The organism is Erythrobacter sp. JK5 (assembly GCF_018205975.1).
Lineage (GTDB): Bacteria > Pseudomonadota > Alphaproteobacteria > Sphingomonadales > Sphingomonadaceae > Erythrobacter.
This window is the reverse complement of the sequence record NZ_CP073577.1, coordinates 1,773,638-1,791,914: the sequence shown is the minus strand read 5'-3', so window position 1 is coordinate 1,791,914 and position 18,277 is coordinate 1,773,638. Positions and strand designations below refer to the sequence as shown.

The window sequence follows — 18,277 nt, the reverse complement described above, 5'->3', positions numbered from 1 at the left end:
CGGGCAATACGAAACGGAAGCGAGTTAACAGGCCGCTGTGGATAATGAAAACTGCGGTATAACGGGCACGAAGCGTATGTGTCACAAGCAAATCGAGGAAATGTAAGGTCTGGCGGTAGACAAAACGGGGCGCGCCGCAGACCCGGAGGACAGATTGATGAGCATCAATATCGGACCGGCAGCCACTGACGAGGTTCGGCCCCGCATCACGGTCATCGGGATCGGTGGCGCGGGCGGCAACGCGATCGCCAACATGATCGATGCCGAAATCGAAGGCGTCGACTTCATCGTCGCCAACACCGACGCGCAGGCGCTCAGCACCAGCCCGGCCGAACGGCGCATCCAGCTTGGCCCGGACATCACCGGTGGTCTCGGCGCAGGCGCGAGGCCCGAAGTCGGCAAGGCGGCGGCGGAAGAGACCGTGGCTGAGATCGAGGAAGCGCTCGAGGGCGTGAACATGGTGTTCATCGCCGCCGGGATGGGCGGCGGCACCGGCACCGGCGCTGCGCCCGTGATCGCCGAGGCGGCACGCCGCAAGGGCGTGCTCACGGTCGGCGTCGTGACCAAGCCTTTCCTGTTCGAAGGCACCCGCCGGATGCGCGCGGCCGAGGCCGGGATCGACGAGCTGCAGGATCACGTCGACACGCTGATCGTCATTCCCAACCAGAACCTGTTTCTCGTCGCCAAGGCGGAAACGACCTTCAAGGAAGCGTTCCAGCTCGCCGACGAAGTGCTGCAGCAGGGCGTGCGCTCGATCACCGACCTGATGGTGATGCCGGGCCTGATCAATCTCGACTTCGCGGACGTCCGTTCGGTCATGAGCGAAATGGGCAAGGCGATGATGGGCACCGGCGAAGGCGAGGGCGAGAACCGCGCGCTCGACGCTGCCGAACAGGCGATCGCCAACCCGCTGCTCGACGGGGTGAGCATGCAGGGTGCGAAAGGTGTCATCATCTCGATCATCGGCGGCGAGGACATGAAGCTGCTCGAAGTCGACGAAGCCGCGAATCACATTCGCGAGCTGGTCGATGAAGACGCCAACATCATCTGGGGCAGCGCCTTCAACCCCGATCTCGACGGCAAGATCCGCGTCTCGGTGGTCGCCACCGGGATCGAGCAAGGCGCATCGGGCGCGATCGAGCGTTCGACGCCGGTTTCGCTTGCGAGCGCGCGCCCGCCCAAGCGGCCGGTGCTCGAACTGGGCGGCGAGGCCGAGGAAAGCGAAGCCGGAGCCGAAACAGATGACACGCCTTCAGTCGCTCCGCTGGCCAATCCGGTGGCTGAAACGCCCGACCCGATGCCCGAACCGGCCAACGAGGCCGAGCCGTTCGACCTGTCGGGCATGCAGGCGGGCGACGACATGGGCGAGGAAGACGATGACGTCGACGGCATCGTCGATCCGCTTGCCGGATTGCGCGGTGCGGACGAGGATGACCTCGAGGACACCGACGAAACGCTGCCCGAACCCGCCGGAGACAGCCGGTTCGGGGACCCGACCGATGACGGATTCGGTGCGGACGAAGATACGCTCGAGCTCGGCGGCGATTATGCCGAATTCGAAGATGCCGAAGCGGACGAGCCTGAAATGCAAGGCGATGCCGACGACGATCTGCTCGCCGATGCCGATCGGCTCGCGGCCGACGACAAGCCGGTCGAACCGCGTGGCGAGGCACCGCGCAAGCGTCCGGTGCTGGGCGGTGACGACGCCGGATCGGCTCCGGGCAGCGGCTCGGCTGGCGGTTCGAATCCCGGCACGACGTTGTTCGAGCGGATGGCCAACCTGTCGCGTGGGTCGTCCTCCGACGAAGACGAGGACGACGATGATGGCGATGACGACGCTCCGGCGCTGTCGATCCCGCGTTTCCTCGGACGGCAGAACAACCAGTAGGATTCCGCACGGTCGGCGCGATGCCTCGGTGCCGGGCTTCGGTTCGACCGAAGCACCGCTCCGTTCGCCTCGCATTCAGGCCATTCCGGCTAGCGTCTCCGTTCGATTGGATTAGCCCCACGGCGTGATTATGCGCTTGACGATGCGAATTTCGACCCTTGCGCTGGCCCTTTGCGGCATGGCGGGGTTCGCTCTGTCCGGTGCGCCGGCGGGGGCTCAGGAATCCACTTCGCGAGCGGTCGTCCAGCCGCTCCCCTCTCCCGATGTCGAACGGCTCAACCGCGCGCTGCGGCAACTGGCACGCAGCCCGCGCGATCTCGACGCGCTGATCGAAGCGGGCAACGCTTCGCTGAAGCTCGAGGATCTCGACGCTGCGCTCGGATTCTTCGGCCGGGCCGAGGAATTGTCGGCGGAAAACCCGCGCGTGAAGATGGGCATGGCTGCGGTATATCTGCGCTCGGGACGTCCGATCGAGGCGCTGCGGCTGTTTGCCGAGGCCGAAGCGGCGGGGGCATCGCCGCGCGACGTGTTGGCGGATCGCGGGCTGGCCTACGACCTCGTCGGCGACGCAGTGCGCGCGCAGGCATCCTATCGCCAGGCGCTGCGGGAGAATCCGGACGACAGCCTCGCGATCCGCAGAATGGCGTTGAGCCAGGCCATCGTCGGAGAACAGCGCGCCTTCGAAGAGACCTTGCGACCGCTGATCGACAAGCGCGAATTCGCTGCGTTTCGCGCTCGCGCCTTCGGGTTGGCGATCCTCGGTCAGCAGGAGCGCGCGGCGGCGATAACCGAAGCGGTGATGCCGCGCGATCTTGCGGGGCGGATCACGCCCTATCTCGCCTATATGCCGCGCCTGACCAAGGCCCAGCAAGCCGCAGCCGCAAATCTCGGCATCTTTCCGCGTGCGGCGGATATCGGTCGCGACGACCCGCGCATCGCCGGTTACGCGGCGACCGGCTCGGGCGCGGTCTCGGCCTCGTCGTCGGTCGAGGCCGGCAATCGGCTCGAGCCCGTCGGGCAGCCGCTCGGACGCCCGCCCGAACGCGTGGCCATCGCCTCGCAGCAAGTCCCCTCGACCGACGGGGCCTCGGGCGACACCGCAACTGGGCCCGCACGCGTCGCCCGGGTCGAACCGCCCTCCCCGGCCAGTGGGGATGCCGCTCCCGCGCCAGGGTTCGACCTTGCCCGCGTTGCGAGCGCGGCAACGTCGGACGCTCCCGCCACTACTTCTCCTGGCCCAGCGACCGAGCGGGCGATCGAGCCTGAACCTGGTTTTGCCGATGTCTTCGCCGAGCTTGGCGAAGGTACCATGCCCGCGACTTCAGGCGGCCGCGACGCGGTCGATCTCGCAACCATCCAGGTCCGGCGCGAGGCGCCGCCGGCACCCGAAGCCGTTACTCCGCAGCATCCCCGCCGATTCTGGGTCCAGGTCGCGACCGGACGCGACCGCGAGGCATTGCGGTTCGACTGGCGGCGGATCGAGCGCCAGGCGCCCGACCTGCTCGGCCCGTTCACGCCGCACGTGGTCACATGGGCCAGTCGAACCGCCTGCTCGCCGGGCCGGTCGCAAGCACCGGCGAGGCGCGACGGCTGGTCAACGCGCTGGCCGAAAAGGGTCTCGATACTTTCTCGTATACCAGCCCGGAAGGCACGGAGATTCAATCACTTGATTAGAGATTGGGGTTCATCCCCCGGTTTCTTTGCACAAGCTTTGAACAAGCCAGAACGGTTCTCCCCAGCCGCCTCGGCACGGCCCATTGCCAAGCCCGCCCGCGCCAAGGCATTCGTCGCACCGATGACGCACACGAAAACCTCCGCATGATGCCGCGCGAATCCGAATACGCCGCGCAGGACGACGCCGCCCCGGTCGATATGCTGGCAGCGCTGTTCGAAGCGCGCGGCTGGCCGTGCGAGGTGATTTCGGACGATGAAATGACCGGCGAGGTCCAGGGCAGCTGGGCCAAGTATCAGCTGCGCGCGATCTGGCGCAGCGCCGACAATGTGCTGCAATTCCTGTGCCTGCCGGACATTCGCGTGTCGGACGACAAGCGCCCGCGCGCCTACGAATTGCTGAGCCTGGTCAATGAACAGATGTGGCTCGGCCATTTCGATATCTGGTCGAACGGCGACGTGCTGCTGTATCGTCACGGCGCATTGCTGGGCGACGAGGGCATGCTGAGCATCGCGCAGGCGCAGGCGCTGGTCGAAACCGCGATCGACGAATGCGACCGGTTCTATCCGGCGTTCCAGTTCGTGCTGTGGGGCGACAAGACGCCGCGGGACGCGCTCGACAGCGCGCTTGTCGATGCCGCAGGCGAGGCGTAGCTTTCGCGCCGGTACCATGGAACGTCTCGTCCTGAGCCTGTCGCGGGGCGAGCGCAGCGCAGCGCTTATCGTTGGCTCTTCGTGCCTGCTTCACAACCGACAGGCTGAGCATGAACGGACTACGGGATGACAACCAAGCTTCTCCTGATCGGGTGCGGAAACATGGGCGGCGCGATGCTGGCCGGGTGGCTGGCCTCGGGCATCGATCCGGCGCGTTTCGCGGTGCTCGATCCGGCGCTGGAATCGGTTCCTGACGGCGTGGCGCTGTTTCGAGAACCGGGCGAAGCCAGCGGTCACGATGCGGTGCTGCTCGGTTTCAAGCCGCAGCAACTGGGCGCGCTGGGTCCGGAATTGCAGTCGCTCACCGGGCAGGGTGTCACCGTCTATTCGCTGCTCGCCGGGATCACGCTCGACCAGCTGGGTTCCGCGTTTCCGAAAGCAGCGGCGCATGTGCGGGTGATGCCCAACCTCGCCGCGCGGATCGGCAAGTCGCCGGTGATCCTGTGCGAGCGCGGACTGGCCGATCGCGGCCCGACCTCGAGCCTGTTCGACCGGCTCGGCAGCGTGGTCTGGCTCGCGGACGAGACCCGGTTCGATCTGGTCACCGCACTGGCCGGGTCCGGCCCCGGCTTTGTCTATCGTTTCATCGATGCGCTGGCGGCCGCGGCGAGCGAGCTCGGGCTCGACCCCGCGACCGCACAAGACCTTGCGCTGGCCACGGTCGAGGGCGCTTCCGCGCTGGCGGCCAGGGCCGAGCTGTCGCCGGGCGAGCTGGCGGACCGCGTCGCGAGCCCCGGCGGGATGACCCGCGAGGGACTGGACGTGCTCGACCGCGACAACGCCCTGCGGGCACTGCTGGTCGATACGCTGCGCGCGACCCGCGATCGCGGTGCAAAACTGTCGCGCGGAAGCGATTGAAAGCATTCGTTAATCATATCCCCCGAAAAAATGAACAAATCGGACCGAATTGCCACCGGTTTCGCTTGAAAACGGCTGGCAAAACACCGATATTGCATGGCGAAAGGCGCGTATTGTCGCGCTGGAAATGGAGACAAGGGATCCACAATGGCTGATTGGAAAGACACGCAGCGCACGCAGTCGAATTTCGGCTCGGTGCCGCGCGCCGGCGGCGAGGTCACTTACGACGAGGGCCTGCGCTCGTACATGCTCTCGATCTACAATTACATGGCTTCGGGTGTGCTGCTGACCGGAATCGTCGCCATGGCGGCGGCAGCCACCGGGCTTGCCTATGCGTTCGCCGGGGGTCCGCTGATGTGGATCGTCGCGCTCGCGCCGCTCGGCTTCATCATGGCGATGAGCTTCGGCCTGCACAAGATGAGCCAGGGCACGCTGCAGATCCTGTTCTGGTCGTTCGCGATCGTGATGGGCCTGTCGATGTCGACGATCTTCCTGGTGTTCACCGGTGAATCGATCGCGGTGACATTCTTCGCCACGGCGGGCGCCTTCGCGGGGCTGAGCCTGTGGGGCTACACCACCAAGAAAGACATTTCCGGCTGGGGCAGCTTCCTCATCATGGGCGTGTTCGGGCTGATCATCGCGATGGTGATCAACATCTTCCTGCAGTCGGAAGCGATGGCGTTCGTGATCAGCAGCCTCGGCGTGCTGATCTTCGCAGGCCTTACCGCCTACGACACGCAGCGGCTGAAGAACCAGTACCATCAGGTGCGCGGAACCGAGTTCATGGGCAAGGCGGTGATCATGGGGGCAACGACCCTGTATCTCGACTTCGTCAACATGTTCATGTTCCTGCTGCAGTTCCTCGGCAGCCGCGAATAGTCGCGCCCCGATGTTGCCGTTGGGCTACGCTTGGCGGCGAAAACGGTGAATGGAATCGTGCCCGGGACGTTTCGTGCGTCCCGGGCATTTTCTTTGCTGCGCGGCGGGCCTATCGCTGATCCCCTTCACACGGGAGCAAGGGAGCGCGAGCTATCCTGGCTCGCAGGGGTAAAGCGAGAGGCAGACGGGCGATGAGCGTGGATCACGATACAGGCACAACGGGCGGCGACCGGATTTCCGGCGGGATACCCACGGGGCCCAATCGCCCACCGGCAGGCCTGCGGATCACCGCCGTCGCGCTAGGCGTGGCGACCCTTGCCGCTTGCGCGCCGGCCCCGGTGCCGCTGCCGCCACCACCCCCGCCGCCCCCGCCGCCGGTGGTCGAGACGATCCCCTATCGCCCGCTTCCGCCGTCGGGCGCGGCCTATGTCATGAACATCCCTTCGGTCGGGGCGGACGGCAAGCGCCTGACCGTCAATCGCGGGCTCACCGAAGACGAAACGGTGTGGCATTTCCGATCCGGCTGGAACGTCGCTGCGCTGAATTGCACCGCGCCGCAATACGCGCCGATCACCGACGCATATCGCGCCTACATCACCGATCACGCGCGCGCGCTGAAGCGCGTCAACGACCGGATCGATGCGATCTACAATCGCGAACTGGGCGCGCGCCGCGCCGGAATCGTCGCGCGCGAAGGCGAAATGACGCAGGTCTACAATTTCTTCGCCCTGCCACCCGCGCGCCGCGGATTCTGCGCCACGATGCTCGATCTTTCGAACCGCGCGCTGGCCGCGCCGCCGAGCGATCCGATCGCCTTCGCTCTGGCCAATTTCCCGCTGCTCGAGGCACCGTTCGATACGTTCTTCGACGAGTATGAGCAGTACGAACAGCAATCGAGCGAATGGGATCGGCGCTACGGCGCGCTCTACGGTCCCTCGCAGCCCGGCTGGGTGGCGGTGCAGCGCGCACGGTCGGCGGGCGATCCCAATGTCCCGACGCCCGGTATGGGCGATCCGGCGGCGACCCTCGCGGCACCGGCAGCGGCGAGCACGCTGGTAGCCGACCCCGATACCGGGAACGAAATACCCGTCGTGCCGGTGAACGAGAATTTCGTCTCGCAGCCGGTGGTCGAACCCATTCCCGATGCCGCGCCGGCCGACCAGGCGAATACTCCGAGGCGATAGATCCGCCCAGTATAATTCGCTTGGCAAGCGCGCGAGGCTTGAGCTAATGCGCGCGCCTGCCCGCCGCAGGGCGCACGCACACCTGAACGGGGCCGTAGCTCAGATGGGAGAGCGCGTCGTTCGCAATGACGAGGTCAGGGGTTCGATTCCCCTCGGCTCCACCAGGTCCGCAGCGTGCACGAGACTTGCGACGCGCGCTCTTCATCCCTAACGCGATGGCACGCCTCGGTAACGGGAATGCGGTGCGCGCGAGGTCCTGTCGGACAACAGTGCAAATCCGCAGCTGTCCCTGCAACTGTAAGCGGTGAGTGTCTGTCTCGCGCGGTCCGCAAGGGCCGTCGCCACTGGAGCGCAAGTTCTGGGAAGGTGAGAGCCAGACGCGGAGACCCGCAAGCCAGGAGACCGACCGGAGCGTGTCGCTTGTTGCCCCGCTCAGGGATTGGCGCGGCGCGAATGAACTTTCGTTTCGAGCGACGACTTCACTGGCCGTGTGGGTGATCCCCGCACGGTCCGACGTTGCTCATTCGGAAGGGATACGGAAGATGAAATCGAAGACTGTGTGGTGCGGCGCTGCGCTGGCGGCGATTGCGTGGAGTGCGCCTGTGTGGGCGCAGGCCGATGCGGAAAGCGAAGCCGATGGCGTAATTTACCTGACCGAGCGCCCAGTCCCCATTCTGGTGACCGCGAGCCGGGACATGCCGATCCCGGTGAGCGAGTTTACCGGATCGCTGACCCTCATCACTCCGGAGCAGATTGATCGGCGCCAGATCCGCGACATCGCCGATGTTTTGCGCGACGTTCCGAGCGTGGCCGTCAGCAGCGTGGCGGGTCAAACCCAGATCCGGATGCGCGGGTCGGAAGCGAACCATGTGCTGGTGCTGGTCGACGGGATCGAGGTGTCCGACCCGAACAATGGTGAATTCGATATCGGCACGTTGCAGGCCGAGATCGGCAGCCGGCTCGAAGTGCTGCGCGGACCGCAATCGGCGCTGTACGGTAACGATGCGGTCGCCGGTGTCGTGGCCTACAACGCGGCGAGCGGTCGTGAGCTTTCGGGCTTTTCTGCGCGGATCGAGGGTGGGACCAATTCGACCGTCAACGGCGCGGCGCGCTATGGATATCGTGGGGATGGATGGGACGCGGCGCTCTCGGCCACCGTCGTCAGCACCGAAGGCGAACCCAATGCGCGGAATGGCACCCGCGACATCGGTCGCGACAGCTACACCATTTCGGGCAAGGGTGCGGTCGAAGTCGCCGATGGCTTCGAGCTGCGCTCCGCACTCCGCTATGTGGAAACCGAAGGCGAGTTCAACGATCAGGACTTCGGCTTTGGCAGCCCGACACAGGGTTTCGTGATCGACAGCCCCGGGACGCAATACGAGAATCAGGCGTTCTACGCGTTGGTCGGTGCCCGGTTCGAAGCGCTGGACGGAGCGTGGATTCACGACCTTTCCGCGCAGGTCGCCGACATCGACCGCAACACCGTCGCGCCTGCCGGCTTCCCGAGCGAGACGGAGAGTGACCGGTTCAAGGCGTCCTACGTGACCGCCTATGACTTTGGCGGAAACGATCATACCGTCACTTTCGCTGCAGACTACGAAGTTGAGGGCTTCAACAATGTCCTGACCTTTGACGATCGCCGCGAGATCGAAAATGTCGGGCTGGTCGGCGAGTATCGCTATTCCGGTGAGCGCTTTGATTTTGCCGCTGCAGTCCGTCACGATATCAATGATCGCTTTCAGGATGCGACCACGTTCCGGATCGGCGCAGGCATGCGCGTGACCGATACGACGCGGCTGCGTGCGGCTTTTGGTACAGGGGTCAAAAACCCGACTTTCGGTGAGCTGTTCGGCTTTTTCGACGGCGTTTTCGTCGGCAACCCGAATTTGCAGCCCGAGGAATCGACCAGTTGGGAAGTCGGAGTGGATCAGGATTTCGTCCGCGGTGCGGTGCGGGTATCGCTGACCTATTTCGACGCCGAGCTCGAAAACGAAATCTTCACCGCCTTCCCACCGCCTGACTTCATCCAGACACCGGGCAATCGCGCGACCGACAGCACCCAGCGCGGTGTCGAGCTGGCCATTGCGGCGCAGTTGGGAAGCGGCTTCTCCTTCAACGGTGCCTACAGCTTCGTCGATGCCGAGGAAGACGGAGTCGAGGAGGTCCGTCGCCCCGATCACCTCGCCAGCGCAGTGCTCAATTGGGCCGCGCCTCGCGATGATTTTTCCGCCAATCTGGCTGTCCGTTACCACGGCGAAGCGCAGGATTCCGATTTCACCGTCGGAGCCTTTCCCGCGCCGCAAACCACGCTGGACGATTACGTACTCGTGAATGTCAACGCACGGGTGAAACTGGCGGAAGGGATCGACGCCTTCGGGCGGGTCGAAAACCTGCTCGATGAAACCTACGAGCCGGTCTTCACCTTCGTCGCTCCCGGGCGAGCAGCGCTGATCGGTATCGAAGCGAGGTTCTAGTCGAGGACCCCGTTCGCCTCGAGCGTAGTCGAGAGGCGCTGGCGCGGGCGTGTCTCGATTACGCTCGACACGAACGGAGAGCTGGCGCTCTATTCCCCTCGCAATCCGTCGAGGAAATGCATAGGTGCATCCCATGCATTTCCTCGATCAGGCCAAGATCTATCTCAAATCGGGCGCGGGCGGACCGGGAGCGGTCTCGTTCCGGCGCGAGAAATACGTCGAATATGGCGGCCCCGACGGCGGCAACGGCGGCAAGGGCGGGGACATCATCTTCGAAGCGGTGCAGGGCCTCAACACCCTGATCGACTTCCGGTATTCGCAGCATTTCAAGGCCAAGCGCGGCAATCACGGGCAGGGCCGTGATCGCACCGGAGCGGGCGCGCCCGATCTGGTGATCAAGGTGCCGGTGGGCACCCAGGTCCTGTCCGAGGACAAGGAGGAAGTGCTCGCCGACTTCACCGAGGTCGGCCAGCGTGTCGTCTTCCTCGAAGGCGGTATGGGTGGGCGCGGCAACGCCTCCTACAAGACCGCGACCAACCGCGCCCCGCGCCAGCACCAGCCGGGCGAACCGGGCGAGGAAATGTGGGTGTGGTTGCGGCTGAAGCTGCTCGCCGATGTCGGCCTGCTTGGCCTCCCCAATGCGGGCAAATCGACCTTCATCAACGCGGTGTCCAACGCCAAGGCGAAGGTCGGGCATTACGCCTTCACCACCTTAGTTCCCAAGCTCGGCGTGGTGCGGCACAAGGGCCGCGAATTCGTGCTCGCCGACATTCCCGGTCTGATCGAAGGCGCAGCGGACGGGGCGGGGATCGGCGACCGGTTCCTCGGCCATATCGAGCGCTGCCGGGTGCTGATCCACCTGATCGACATCACCGGAACCGACGATCAGGACCCGGTGGAAGCCATGCGCATCGTCGAGGAGGAGCTCGCCGCCTACGGCGCGGGGCTGGAAGACAAGCCGCGCCTGGTTGCGCTCAACAAGCTCGACCTCGCCGATGAGGAACTGGTGGCAGGCTTCGCAGAGGAACTGACCGAGGCGGGCGCGGCGCAGGTGTTTGCAGTCTCGGGCGCAACAGGCGAAGGGATCGAACAATTGCTCGACGCGGTGCTCGGTTACCTGCCCGATCGCACGTCGACCGAAACCAAGGCCGCCGAAGTCGAGGACGAGGCGGAGAAGGGCGACGAATGGTCGCCGATCTGAAGGCGCTGCTCGATCCCGCGCAGTGCCGCCGGCTGGTGGTGAAAGTCGGATCGGCGCTGCTGGTCGAACATGGCAAGGCGCGGACCGCGTGGCTCGCCTCGCTCGCGAGCGATCTGTCCGCCCTGCGCGCGCAGGGGACCGAAGTGATCCTGGTCAGCTCGGGCGCGATCGCGCTCGGCGCGGCGCGGCTGGGCTTTGCGAAAGGCGGGCGCGCGAGCCTGGCCGATGCGCAGGCGGCGGCTTCGGTGGGTCAGGTCGCGCTCGCGCAGCTGTGGGCCGAGGCGCTGGGCGCACACGGTCTCACCGCCGCGCAGATGCTGGTGACGCTCGGCGATCTCGAGGACCGGCGGCGTTATCTCAATGCTGCGGCGACGCTCGAGCGGCTGATCGAAGCGGGCGCAGTCCCGGTGGTGAACGAGAACGACAGCGTCGCGACCGAGGAAATCCGGTTCGGTGACAACGATCGGCTGGCCGCGCGCGTGGCGCAGGCTGCCGGAGCGCAGGGCGTGCTGCTGCTGTCCGACGTCGCGGGACTCTATGATCGCGATCCGGCTTCCGAGGGTGCGCAGCTGATCGATCGGGTCGAAGGGGTGACGCCTGAAGTGATCGCAATGGCGGGCGACGGATCATCGTCCGGGCTGGGTTCGGGCGGGATGCGGGCCAAGCTGCAGGCCGCGCGGATCGCCGAACGCGCCGGGGTTGCGCTGGGCATCGTGGATGGTCGCCGGGACAGCCCAGTCGCACGGCTGCGGGACAGCGGGATCGGGACGATCTTCCTGCCCGTTCGCGCGGACAATGCGCGCAAGGCGTGGCTCGGCGGGCGGATCGCGCCCGAAGGCGTGCTGACGGTCGATGCGGGCTGCGTCGAAGCGCTGGGCCGGGGCGCGAGCCTACTGGCGGCCGGCCTGATCGAGGTCGAGGGCGCGTTCCAGCGCGGTGCGCTCGTCAGCCTGCACGGACCGAAGGGCGAGCGGCTGGGGCAGGGCCTGGTCGAGTATTCGGCGGAGGAATGCCGCGCGATCCTGGGCCTGCAAGGCAGCGAGCAGGAAGCGAAGCTCGGCTACGCCCCGCGCGCCGCCGTCGTCCACCGCGACCACATGGTGCGGGGGTAGCGGTGGTTACGCATGTCGCGATCACCGGAGCGACCGGTTTCGTGGGGCACGCGACGCTCGATGCGGCGCTTGCGAAGGGGCTGCGCGTGCGCGCGCTCACGCGCCGCAACCAGCATGCGCGCGAGCGGGTGGAGTGGGTGTCCGGCACGCTCGACAACGATGCGGCGCTGGCCGAGCTCGCGACCGGTGTCGATGCCGTGATCCACATCGCCGGTCTGACCAACACGCCCGACACCAGCGAATTCGACCGCGCCAATGTTGCCGGGACACAGCGCATGCTCGCGGCGACCGGCGCGGCGGGCATCCGGCGCTTCGTGTTCGTCTCGTCGCTCTCGGCCCGCGAACCCGAGCTGTCGGCGTACGGCGCGTCCAAGGCGCGCGCCGAGGAACTGGTAAAGGCCAGCGATCTCGAGTGGACCATCGTGCGCCCGCCGGGCGTCTATGGCCCGCGCGACAAGGATTATCTCGATCTGTTCAAGGCGGCCAAGCTCGGCATTGTCCCGGTCCCGCCGGCGGGACGCAGCTCGCTGATCCATGTCGAGGATCTGGCGCGGCTGCTGATCGCGCTCGCCTGCGCCGGGTCGATCGCGACGCATCGGACCTACGAGCCGTGGGACGACAATCCCTATGGCTACGAACACACCGAACTGGCGCAGATGATCGGCGAGGCGGTCGGCAGGAGCCAGGTTTTCGCCCCCAGTCTGCCCGAGCCGCTGCTGCAGATCGCGGCCAGGATCGACAAGGCGCTGCGCGGGCACAAGGCCAAGCTGACCGAGGACCGGGTCGGCTACATGGTCCACCCGGACTGGGTGTGCGACGTCAGGAAAGCCCCGCCGCTGTCGCTGTGGCAGGCGGTATGGGATGGCGAAGCGGGCCTCAAGATGACCGCCGAATGGTACAGGGAGCAGGGCTGGCTGTAGATCGGGCGCAAAGCTCTACGTGTCGATCCCGTTTTGGTGTATCCCTCCGGAATTGCAGGGATTTGAGAATCGTGAAGGGGTGCGCATGGTCGCGATAAATCAGGAAGCGTTTGATCGGCCGGAGACGCTCAAGCTGGCCAGCGGGCAACAACTCGGCCGCCTGCGGCACTTCCCCGATGGCGATCGCTATTCGCCCGATGGCGGGATCAACGGCGGCATCATCGGACCAAAGCGGCTGCTGATCCCGGCGGGAACGGTGCTGGTCCGCTTTGGCGGATCGCCGTGGCGCGATGCCCGGCCGTTCGTGCCCAAGGTCGCTTCGGGCGAATGGTGGCTCGACTGGCCCAATTATCGGACGGTCGAACTGTATGCCGACAAGCACGGGGAATCGATCGCCTATGCTGTGCGGCATTTGTGCGCGGTGCCCGACGACTGGAGCGACATGAGCTTCCTGATCCAGGGGGTCACGCGCTCACCGTTGCTCGCCTACACCGGGGAAGGGCGCGCTGCGGTGACGAACGGCGGCACGATCGACCCGCGATCGCCTGGAAAGCCCCGGCTGTTCCAGCTGTTCATTCCGGGCCTGTCTTCGCCCGACCTGCGCAAGCAGGCGATCCTGATCAAGGGGCAGACTTTCCTGGACCCCGCGATGTCGCAAGCGGGCGCGCTAGCCAAGAAGCGCGCCGACGATGCGATGCGCGTGCGCCTGAGCGCTGCGGTTCGGCGCTAGCTCCCATGCGTATCCCCGTCTTTCGCGGGGCGCGCATGAGCTTACAGAAACGGTTCCTCGCCGGGCTTGTGGATGCCGCATTCGGTCTTGTCCCAGCCCTTCCAGCGGCCCGAGCGCGGGTCTTCGCCGTCGGCGACCTTGTGGGTGCACGGCTCGCAGCCGATCGAGGGAAAGCCATTGGCGACCAGCGGATGACGCGGCAGGTCGTGTTCTTCCAGGTAGGCGGCGATGTCGTCGGCTGACCAGTCGATCAACGGATTGATCTTGAGCCGGCCCTGCGCGTCCGAATTGTCGATCTCGAAGCGCGGCAGGTTGGCGCGGCTCGATGACTGGAACGCCTTGCGCCCGGTGAAGCTCGCATCGAATTCGGCCAGCGCCTTGGCCAGCGGCTTGACCTTGCGGATTTCGCAGCAGCCATCGGGATCGTACGACCAGCGCAGCCCGCTTTCGTCCTTGGCGATCAGCTCGACTTCGTCCGGGGTGAGAACGACGAGATTGGTAAGACCAAGGCGTTCGACCACCTCGTCCCGATAGGCCAGCGTCTCGGCAAAATGCTTGCCGGTTTCGAGGAACAGCACCGGAACACCGGGGTCGACCTGCGCAATCAGGTGCAGCAAGGCGACGCTCTCCGCACCGAAGCTGGAAACCACCGCGACATCGCCCGCGAGGTTGTCCTTGATGACGGCTTCGAGCATCTCCTGCGTCGAAGACCCGCGGAACATGCGGTTGAGGCGCACTGCGTCGTGCTCGGAGAAGCGCGGGCTGGCATCGAGCCGGTCGATTGTGCGGTGCTCATTCATGACGCAATTCCTGGATGGTCTTTCGCCCGTCCGCAGCGCTCTGGTAGACATTCTCCCACGTCTCGAAGGCGCGGCGGGCATCCTCCTCGTCGAGCGGCTTGTCCGGCGCGAAAGCGTCGAACCCGCAGCGGCGCATATGGCTCAGCTGGTCGACCAAGACATCGCCGACCGCGCGCAATTCGCCGGTGTAGCCCGCCTCGCGCAGGATGCGGGCGGCGGAATAGCCGCGCCCGTCGCCGAAGCTGGGGAAGTTGACTTCGACCAGCGCGAGCCGATCGAGGAACGGGATCAGCACCCGAGCATCGTCGCCCGGTTCGATCCGGACGGCGGTGGCGTTGGTCTGGTCACAGCATGCATCGACGGTGACGGTGCCGTGATCGGCAGGCTCGTCGTCGCGGAAGCGGAACTGGACTTCGTCGGGGGAGGTGCCGAGATTATCCATAAAGCGCCTCCTTGAACGGCTCCATGCCGATCCGGCGGTACGTGTCGAGGAATCTCTCGCCCTCCTGCCGCGCGCCGAGATAGACGTCGGTGACGGTCTCGACCGCCTGCACCACGCCGTCCTCGTCGAAGCCGGGGCCGGTGATCTTGGCGAGGCTGACGTCTTCGGCCTCGCTGCCTCCGAGCGAAAGCTGGTAGTTTTCCTTGCCCTTCTTGTCGACGCCGAGGATGCCGATGTGCCCGGCATGGTGATGCCCGCAGGCGTTGATGCAGCCCGAAATCTTGAGCTTCAGCTCGCCGAGTTCGGCGGTGCGTCCGGTGGCGGCGAAATTTTGGGAAATGCGCTGTGCGACCGTGATCGAGCGGGCGTTTGCGAGGCTGCAGTAATCGAGGCCGGGGCAGGCGATGATATCCTCGACCGTGTCGAGATTGGGCGCGCCGAGACCGGCCGCGTCGAGCTCGGTCCACAGCGCGTGCAGATCGGCGATCCTAACATGCGGCAGGACGATGTTCTGGGTGTGCATCACCCGCAGCTCGTCGAAGCTGTACTGCCTGGCGAGCCGCGCCATGATGCGGATCTGCTCGCCGGTCGCATCGCCGGGGATGCCGCCGACCGGCTTCAGCGAGATCACCGCGCTGACATAGCTGTCATGCTTGTGCCGGACCGTGTTGCGGTCGACCCACAGTGCGAAATCGGGGTCCGAGCGGTCGACGGTTTTCGGGCCATCTTCGAACGGCGGATCGGCGAAGAACGGCCTGATCCGCTCCAGCTCCTCGCGCGGCGGCTCGACGCCCTGACCCAGCAGATGCGCGAATTCCGCTTCGACCTGGCGGGTGTATTCCTCAGCGCCCAGTTCGTGAACGAGGATCTTGATCCGAGCCTTGTACTTGTTGTCGCGCCGACCGTAGCGATTGTAGACCCTCAGGCACGCCTCGGCATAGGTCACCAGCTGATCGAGCGGCACGAAGTCGCGGATCATCGGCGCAATCATCGGGGTGCGGCCCATGCCGCCACCGACAAAGAAACGCGCGCCGATCTCGCCGTCCTGCTCGACGATCTGGATGCCGATATCGTGCAGCCGCATCGCCGCGCGGTCTTTTTCGCTGGCGATCACCGCAATCTTGAACTTGCGCGGCAGGTAGGTGAATTCGGGGTGGAAGCTCGACCATTGCCGCAGCAGCTCGGCATAGGGGCGCGGGTCGACCAACTCGTCATGCGCCGCGCCCGCGAAGTGATCGGAGGAGATGTTGCGGATGCAATTGCCGCTGGTCTGGATCGCGTGCATCTCGACCTTGGACAGGTCGGCGAGGATATCGGCGGCGTCCTCCAGCCTGATCCAGTTGTACTGAATGTTCTGGCGGGTGGTGAAGTGGCCGTATCCCCGATCGTACTTGTCGGCGATATCGCCCAGCGCGGTCATCTGGCGCGAATTGAGCGTGCCATAGGGGATCGCGACGCGCAGCATGTAGGCGTGAAGCTGCAGATAGAGCCCGTTCATCAGCCTGAGCGGCTTGAACTGGTCTTCGGTCAGCTTGCCTTCGAGCCGACGGCGCGCCTGATCGCGGAATTCCTCGACGCGGGCATCGACCATGGCCTGATCGTATTGGTCATACTGGTACATGTCAGATCACCCAGTCGAGCGCTTCGGCGTCTTGCGGCTTGTGCGTGAGGTCGGGGCGCACAGTCGGGCCGAGCGCGCGGATGCGGTCCTTGATATGCGCCGGGCGCACGCCCTCGGCGGTGGATTCGGCCTCGATGATGTAGGGCACGTTGACCCGGCGCAGCGCTTCCTCGCGCGCCATGATCTCTTCCCCATGGATGCCGACATCGGCGGCGCAATCGACATGGAGCGACCAATTGCTGCCGTCCCACCAGATCACCGCGCCGGTCTTGAGGTCGTTGCCAGTCAGGATCTTCACTGGGCTGCCTCCATAGCGGTCTGTGCGATTGTCAGATTGTCGCGGGCGGTCACGTCGCCGATGACGATCAGAGCGGGGCTCTTGATCGCGTGCTCGATCACAAGGTCGGGCAGCCCGGCGAGCAAACCACGCACCACGCGCATTTCGGGCCTTGCGGCGTTTTCGATCACGGCCACCGGAACGTCGGGCGCGAGCCCGTCCGCCATCAGCTTTTCGGCGATCTGCGGCGCCGTCTTGACGCCCATGTAGATCACCAGCGTGCGGCCCTTGCCCGCGAGGCCCGACCAGTCCTGATCCGACAGCCCCTTGCACTGGCCCGCGACGAAGCTGACGATGCTCGATGCGTCGCGGTGCGTGAGCGCGATTTGCGCCGCAGCCGCCGCCCCGTTGGCGGCGCTGATCCCGGGCACGATCTCGACCGGGACACCATGCGCACGCGCCAGTTCGGATTCCTCGCCGCCGCGACCGAAGATCAGCGGATCGCCGCCTTTCAGCCGCACAACGTCGCGGCCCTTCAGCGCTTCGCGCACCAGCAACAGGTTGATCTCGTCCTGCGGCAGGGTGTGCCTTGCGCGCTGTTTGGCGACCGAGATGAATTGCGCGGTCGAGGGGGCGAGGGCGAGTATCTCGTCCGAAACAAGCCCGTCATGCACCACCAGCCCGGCAGTCGCGAGCAGCCGTGCCGCGCGCAGGGTCAGCAGCTCGGGATCGCCCGGGCCTGCGCCCACCAGAAAGATCGTTCCGGTCTTTTCCATGAATGGCGAAATGAGCGAGCGAACGCCGACACGCCAGCGAGAATGGTTTGGGGGTGGGTAAGGAAAGCTATTGGCGGGCCTAAGGCAGGATCACTGCGCGCAGTAATTGTCCCGGAAACGCTCCAGTTCGGCAATCAGCGCGTCACCGTCCGCGTCGATGTTCCAGCAGGACAGGATATGGACTGGCACTTTCTGCGTCCTTTGTGCCGCGCTGAGATGGCCGAGCGGCCAGCGCGCCCGCATTACCAGCTTGTAATCTGGGTCGGTCGAAACACTGACCCAGCGAAAGACCTTGCCGTAGGCGTACTCCACCTTTCCGACCCGCGACCACGGTATCGGCCGTTCATATTCCCGCGGCAGATGGAGCCCCTCCTCATTCAGCAGCAGGGCCGGCGGATGCGACCGGGCTATGGACCAGAAATGCGCCGCAACCGACACGGCAACGAACAGCACAAGGCCTGCGGCGAGAAAAAGCAGCGAAACGAGCAGATCGAAAGAACCCACGAACGAGAACACCGCCCACAGTGGCAGCAGGGTTATCGCGCTCGCCCAGTTGATCACCCGATCTCGGAAGGTTTTCGGCTCGAGTAGCAGGGGACCGCTCTCCACGGGGCGCTGCGCTTCGCGCACGTCCTCGCGGCCCAAGTCCGGAACGAGCCCGGTCCATTTGGTGGAGTCCACGTTCTGCGTCATGTCGACGCGCCATAGCACACCCCGGCCCAGTTCCGGT

General features: G+C 65.6%; 17 protein-coding genes, 1 tRNA gene and 1 riboswitch. Of the genes, 12 read left to right on the top strand and 6 right to left on the bottom strand.

The features are described 5' to 3' along the window. Positions 1–157: 157 nt before the first annotated feature. The 12 genes from ftsZ (at position 158) to KDC96_RS08745 (ending at position 13,631) form a co-directional block, all read left to right on the top strand. Positions 158–1,888 carry a cell division protein FtsZ gene (gene ftsZ, locus KDC96_RS08800; protein ID WP_212448092.1) on the top strand — a complete coding sequence of 577 codons (1,731 nt, stop codon included), beginning with the start codon at positions 158–160 and terminating at the stop codon, positions 1,886–1,888. A 142-nt stretch (positions 1,889–2,030) separates the two neighbouring features. Next, a complete protein-coding gene (locus tag KDC96_RS08795; protein WP_249171733.1) occupies positions 2,031–3,710 on the top strand; it encodes a tetratricopeptide repeat protein in 1,680 nt (559 codons plus the stop codon). After that, positions 3,707–4,213, top strand: coding sequence for a YbjN domain-containing protein (locus KDC96_RS08790; RefSeq protein ID WP_212448091.1), 507 nt, complete (start codon positions 3,707–3,709; stop codon positions 4,211–4,213). The genes KDC96_RS08795 and KDC96_RS08790 overlap by 4 nt, the downstream gene beginning before the upstream one ends. Before the next feature lie 126 nt (positions 4,214–4,339). Continuing rightward, on the top strand, positions 4,340–5,131 hold the full coding sequence (locus tag KDC96_RS08785; RefSeq protein WP_212448090.1) for a pyrroline-5-carboxylate reductase: 792 nt from the start codon (positions 4,340–4,342) through the stop codon (positions 5,129–5,131). Between the two features lie 147 nt (positions 5,132–5,278). After that, the gene (locus KDC96_RS08780) at positions 5,279–6,010 is read left to right on the top strand and encodes a Bax inhibitor-1/YccA family protein (protein WP_212448089.1); all 732 of its coding nucleotides are present in this window, start codon (positions 5,279–5,281) and stop codon (positions 6,008–6,010) included. Positions 6,011–6,201: 191 nt separating this feature from the next. Further along, positions 6,202–7,194: a hypothetical protein gene (locus KDC96_RS08775; RefSeq protein ID WP_249171732.1), complete on the top strand. Its 993-nt coding sequence runs from the start codon at positions 6,202–6,204 to the stop codon at positions 7,192–7,194. A gap of 88 nt (positions 7,195–7,282) precedes the next feature. After that, positions 7,283–7,358, top strand: a tRNA-Ala gene (locus tag KDC96_RS08770). Between the two features lie 32 nt (positions 7,359–7,390). After that, positions 7,391–7,620, top strand: a riboswitch (cobalamin riboswitch). A gap of 116 nt (positions 7,621–7,736) precedes the next feature. Next, positions 7,737–9,668, top strand: a complete 1,932-nt coding sequence (locus KDC96_RS08765; RefSeq protein ID WP_212448088.1) for a TonB-dependent siderophore receptor — start codon at positions 7,737–7,739, stop codon at positions 9,666–9,668. 133 nt (positions 9,669–9,801) lie between these two features. Next, positions 9,802–10,869: an Obg family GTPase CgtA gene (gene cgtA, locus KDC96_RS08760; protein ID WP_212448087.1), complete on the top strand. Its 1,068-nt coding sequence runs from the start codon at positions 9,802–9,804 to the stop codon at positions 10,867–10,869. Continuing rightward, positions 10,854–11,981, top strand: a complete 1,128-nt coding sequence (gene proB, locus KDC96_RS08755) for a glutamate 5-kinase (protein ID WP_212448086.1) — start codon at positions 10,854–10,856, stop codon at positions 11,979–11,981. The genes cgtA and proB overlap by 16 nt, the downstream gene beginning before the upstream one ends. A 2-nt stretch (positions 11,982–11,983) precedes the next feature. Beyond that, complete coding sequence (locus KDC96_RS08750) at positions 11,984–12,901, top strand: NAD(P)-dependent oxidoreductase (protein WP_249171731.1); 918 nt, start codon at positions 11,984–11,986, stop codon at positions 12,899–12,901. A gap of 85 nt (positions 12,902–12,986) precedes the next feature. Next, positions 12,987–13,631: a hypothetical protein gene (locus tag KDC96_RS08745; RefSeq protein WP_212448084.1), complete on the top strand. Its 645-nt coding sequence runs from the start codon at positions 12,987–12,989 to the stop codon at positions 13,629–13,631. A gap of 41 nt (positions 13,632–13,672) precedes the next feature. On the opposite strand, the gene KDC96_RS08740 is transcribed toward KDC96_RS08745, so the two are convergent. From KDC96_RS08740 to KDC96_RS08715, 6 genes are all read right to left on the bottom strand, one after another. Then, on the bottom strand, positions 13,673–14,431 hold the full coding sequence (locus KDC96_RS08740; RefSeq protein ID WP_212448083.1) for a phosphoadenylyl-sulfate reductase: 759 nt from the start codon (positions 14,429–14,431) through the stop codon (positions 13,673–13,675). After that, the gene (locus KDC96_RS08735; RefSeq protein ID WP_212448082.1) at positions 14,424–14,873 is read right to left on the bottom strand and encodes a DUF934 domain-containing protein; all 450 of its coding nucleotides are present in this window, start codon (positions 14,871–14,873) and stop codon (positions 14,424–14,426) included. Before KDC96_RS08735 ends, KDC96_RS08740 begins: the two co-directional genes overlap by 8 nt. Then, positions 14,866–16,494, bottom strand: coding sequence for a nitrite/sulfite reductase (locus tag KDC96_RS08730; protein WP_212448081.1), 1,629 nt, complete (start codon positions 16,492–16,494; stop codon positions 14,866–14,868). Before KDC96_RS08730 ends, KDC96_RS08735 begins: the two co-directional genes overlap by 8 nt. 1 nt (position 16,495) lies before the next feature. After that, complete coding sequence (locus KDC96_RS08725) at positions 16,496–16,792, bottom strand: DUF2849 domain-containing protein (RefSeq protein ID WP_212448080.1); 297 nt, start codon at positions 16,790–16,792, stop codon at positions 16,496–16,498. Continuing rightward, positions 16,789–17,547: a uroporphyrinogen-III C-methyltransferase gene (gene cobA / locus KDC96_RS08720; protein WP_212448079.1), complete on the bottom strand. Its 759-nt coding sequence runs from the start codon at positions 17,545–17,547 to the stop codon at positions 16,789–16,791. The genes KDC96_RS08725 and cobA overlap by 4 nt, the downstream gene beginning before the upstream one ends. A gap of 90 nt (positions 17,548–17,637) precedes the next feature. After that, positions 17,638–18,240, bottom strand: coding sequence for a hypothetical protein (locus KDC96_RS08715; protein WP_212448078.1), 603 nt, complete (start codon positions 18,238–18,240; stop codon positions 17,638–17,640). Positions 18,241–18,277: the final 37 nt, after the last annotated feature.

Excerpts from the sequence above, each read along its gene's own strand:
- ftsZ (WP_212448092.1), top strand. The coding sequence starts at position 158 with ATGAGCATCAATATCGGACCGGCAGCCACTGACGAGGTTCGGCCCCGC.
- KDC96_RS08795 (WP_249171733.1), top strand. The coding sequence starts at position 2,031 with ATGCGAATTTCGACCCTTGCGCTGGCCCTTTGCGGCATGGCGGGGTTC.
- KDC96_RS08790 (WP_212448091.1), top strand. The coding sequence starts at position 3,707 with ATGATGCCGCGCGAATCCGAATACGCCGCGCAGGACGACGCCGCCCCG.
- KDC96_RS08785 (WP_212448090.1), top strand. The coding sequence starts at position 4,340 with ATGACAACCAAGCTTCTCCTGATCGGGTGCGGAAACATGGGCGGCGCG.
- KDC96_RS08780 (WP_212448089.1), top strand. The coding sequence starts at position 5,279 with ATGGCTGATTGGAAAGACACGCAGCGCACGCAGTCGAATTTCGGCTCG.
- KDC96_RS08775 (WP_249171732.1), top strand. The coding sequence starts at position 6,202 with ATGAGCGTGGATCACGATACAGGCACAACGGGCGGCGACCGGATTTCC.
- KDC96_RS08765 (WP_212448088.1), top strand. The coding sequence starts at position 7,737 with ATGAAATCGAAGACTGTGTGGTGCGGCGCTGCGCTGGCGGCGATTGCG.
- cgtA (WP_212448087.1), top strand. The coding sequence starts at position 9,802 with ATGCATTTCCTCGATCAGGCCAAGATCTATCTCAAATCGGGCGCGGGC.
- proB (WP_212448086.1), top strand. The coding sequence starts at position 10,854 with ATGGTCGCCGATCTGAAGGCGCTGCTCGATCCCGCGCAGTGCCGCCGG.
- KDC96_RS08745 (WP_212448084.1), top strand. The coding sequence starts at position 12,987 with ATGGTCGCGATAAATCAGGAAGCGTTTGATCGGCCGGAGACGCTCAAG.
- KDC96_RS08740 (WP_212448083.1), bottom strand. The coding sequence starts at position 14,431 with ATGAATGAGCACCGCACAATCGACCGGCTCGATGCCAGCCCGCGCTTC.
- KDC96_RS08735 (WP_212448082.1), bottom strand. The coding sequence starts at position 14,873 with ATGGATAATCTCGGCACCTCCCCCGACGAAGTCCAGTTCCGCTTCCGC.
- KDC96_RS08730 (WP_212448081.1), bottom strand. The coding sequence starts at position 16,494 with ATGTACCAGTATGACCAATACGATCAGGCCATGGTCGATGCCCGCGTC.
- cobA (WP_212448079.1), bottom strand. The coding sequence starts at position 17,547 with ATGGAAAAGACCGGAACGATCTTTCTGGTGGGCGCAGGCCCGGGCGAT.
- KDC96_RS08715 (WP_212448078.1), bottom strand. The coding sequence starts at position 18,240 with ATGACGCAGAACGTGGACTCCACCAAATGGACCGGGCTCGTTCCGGAC.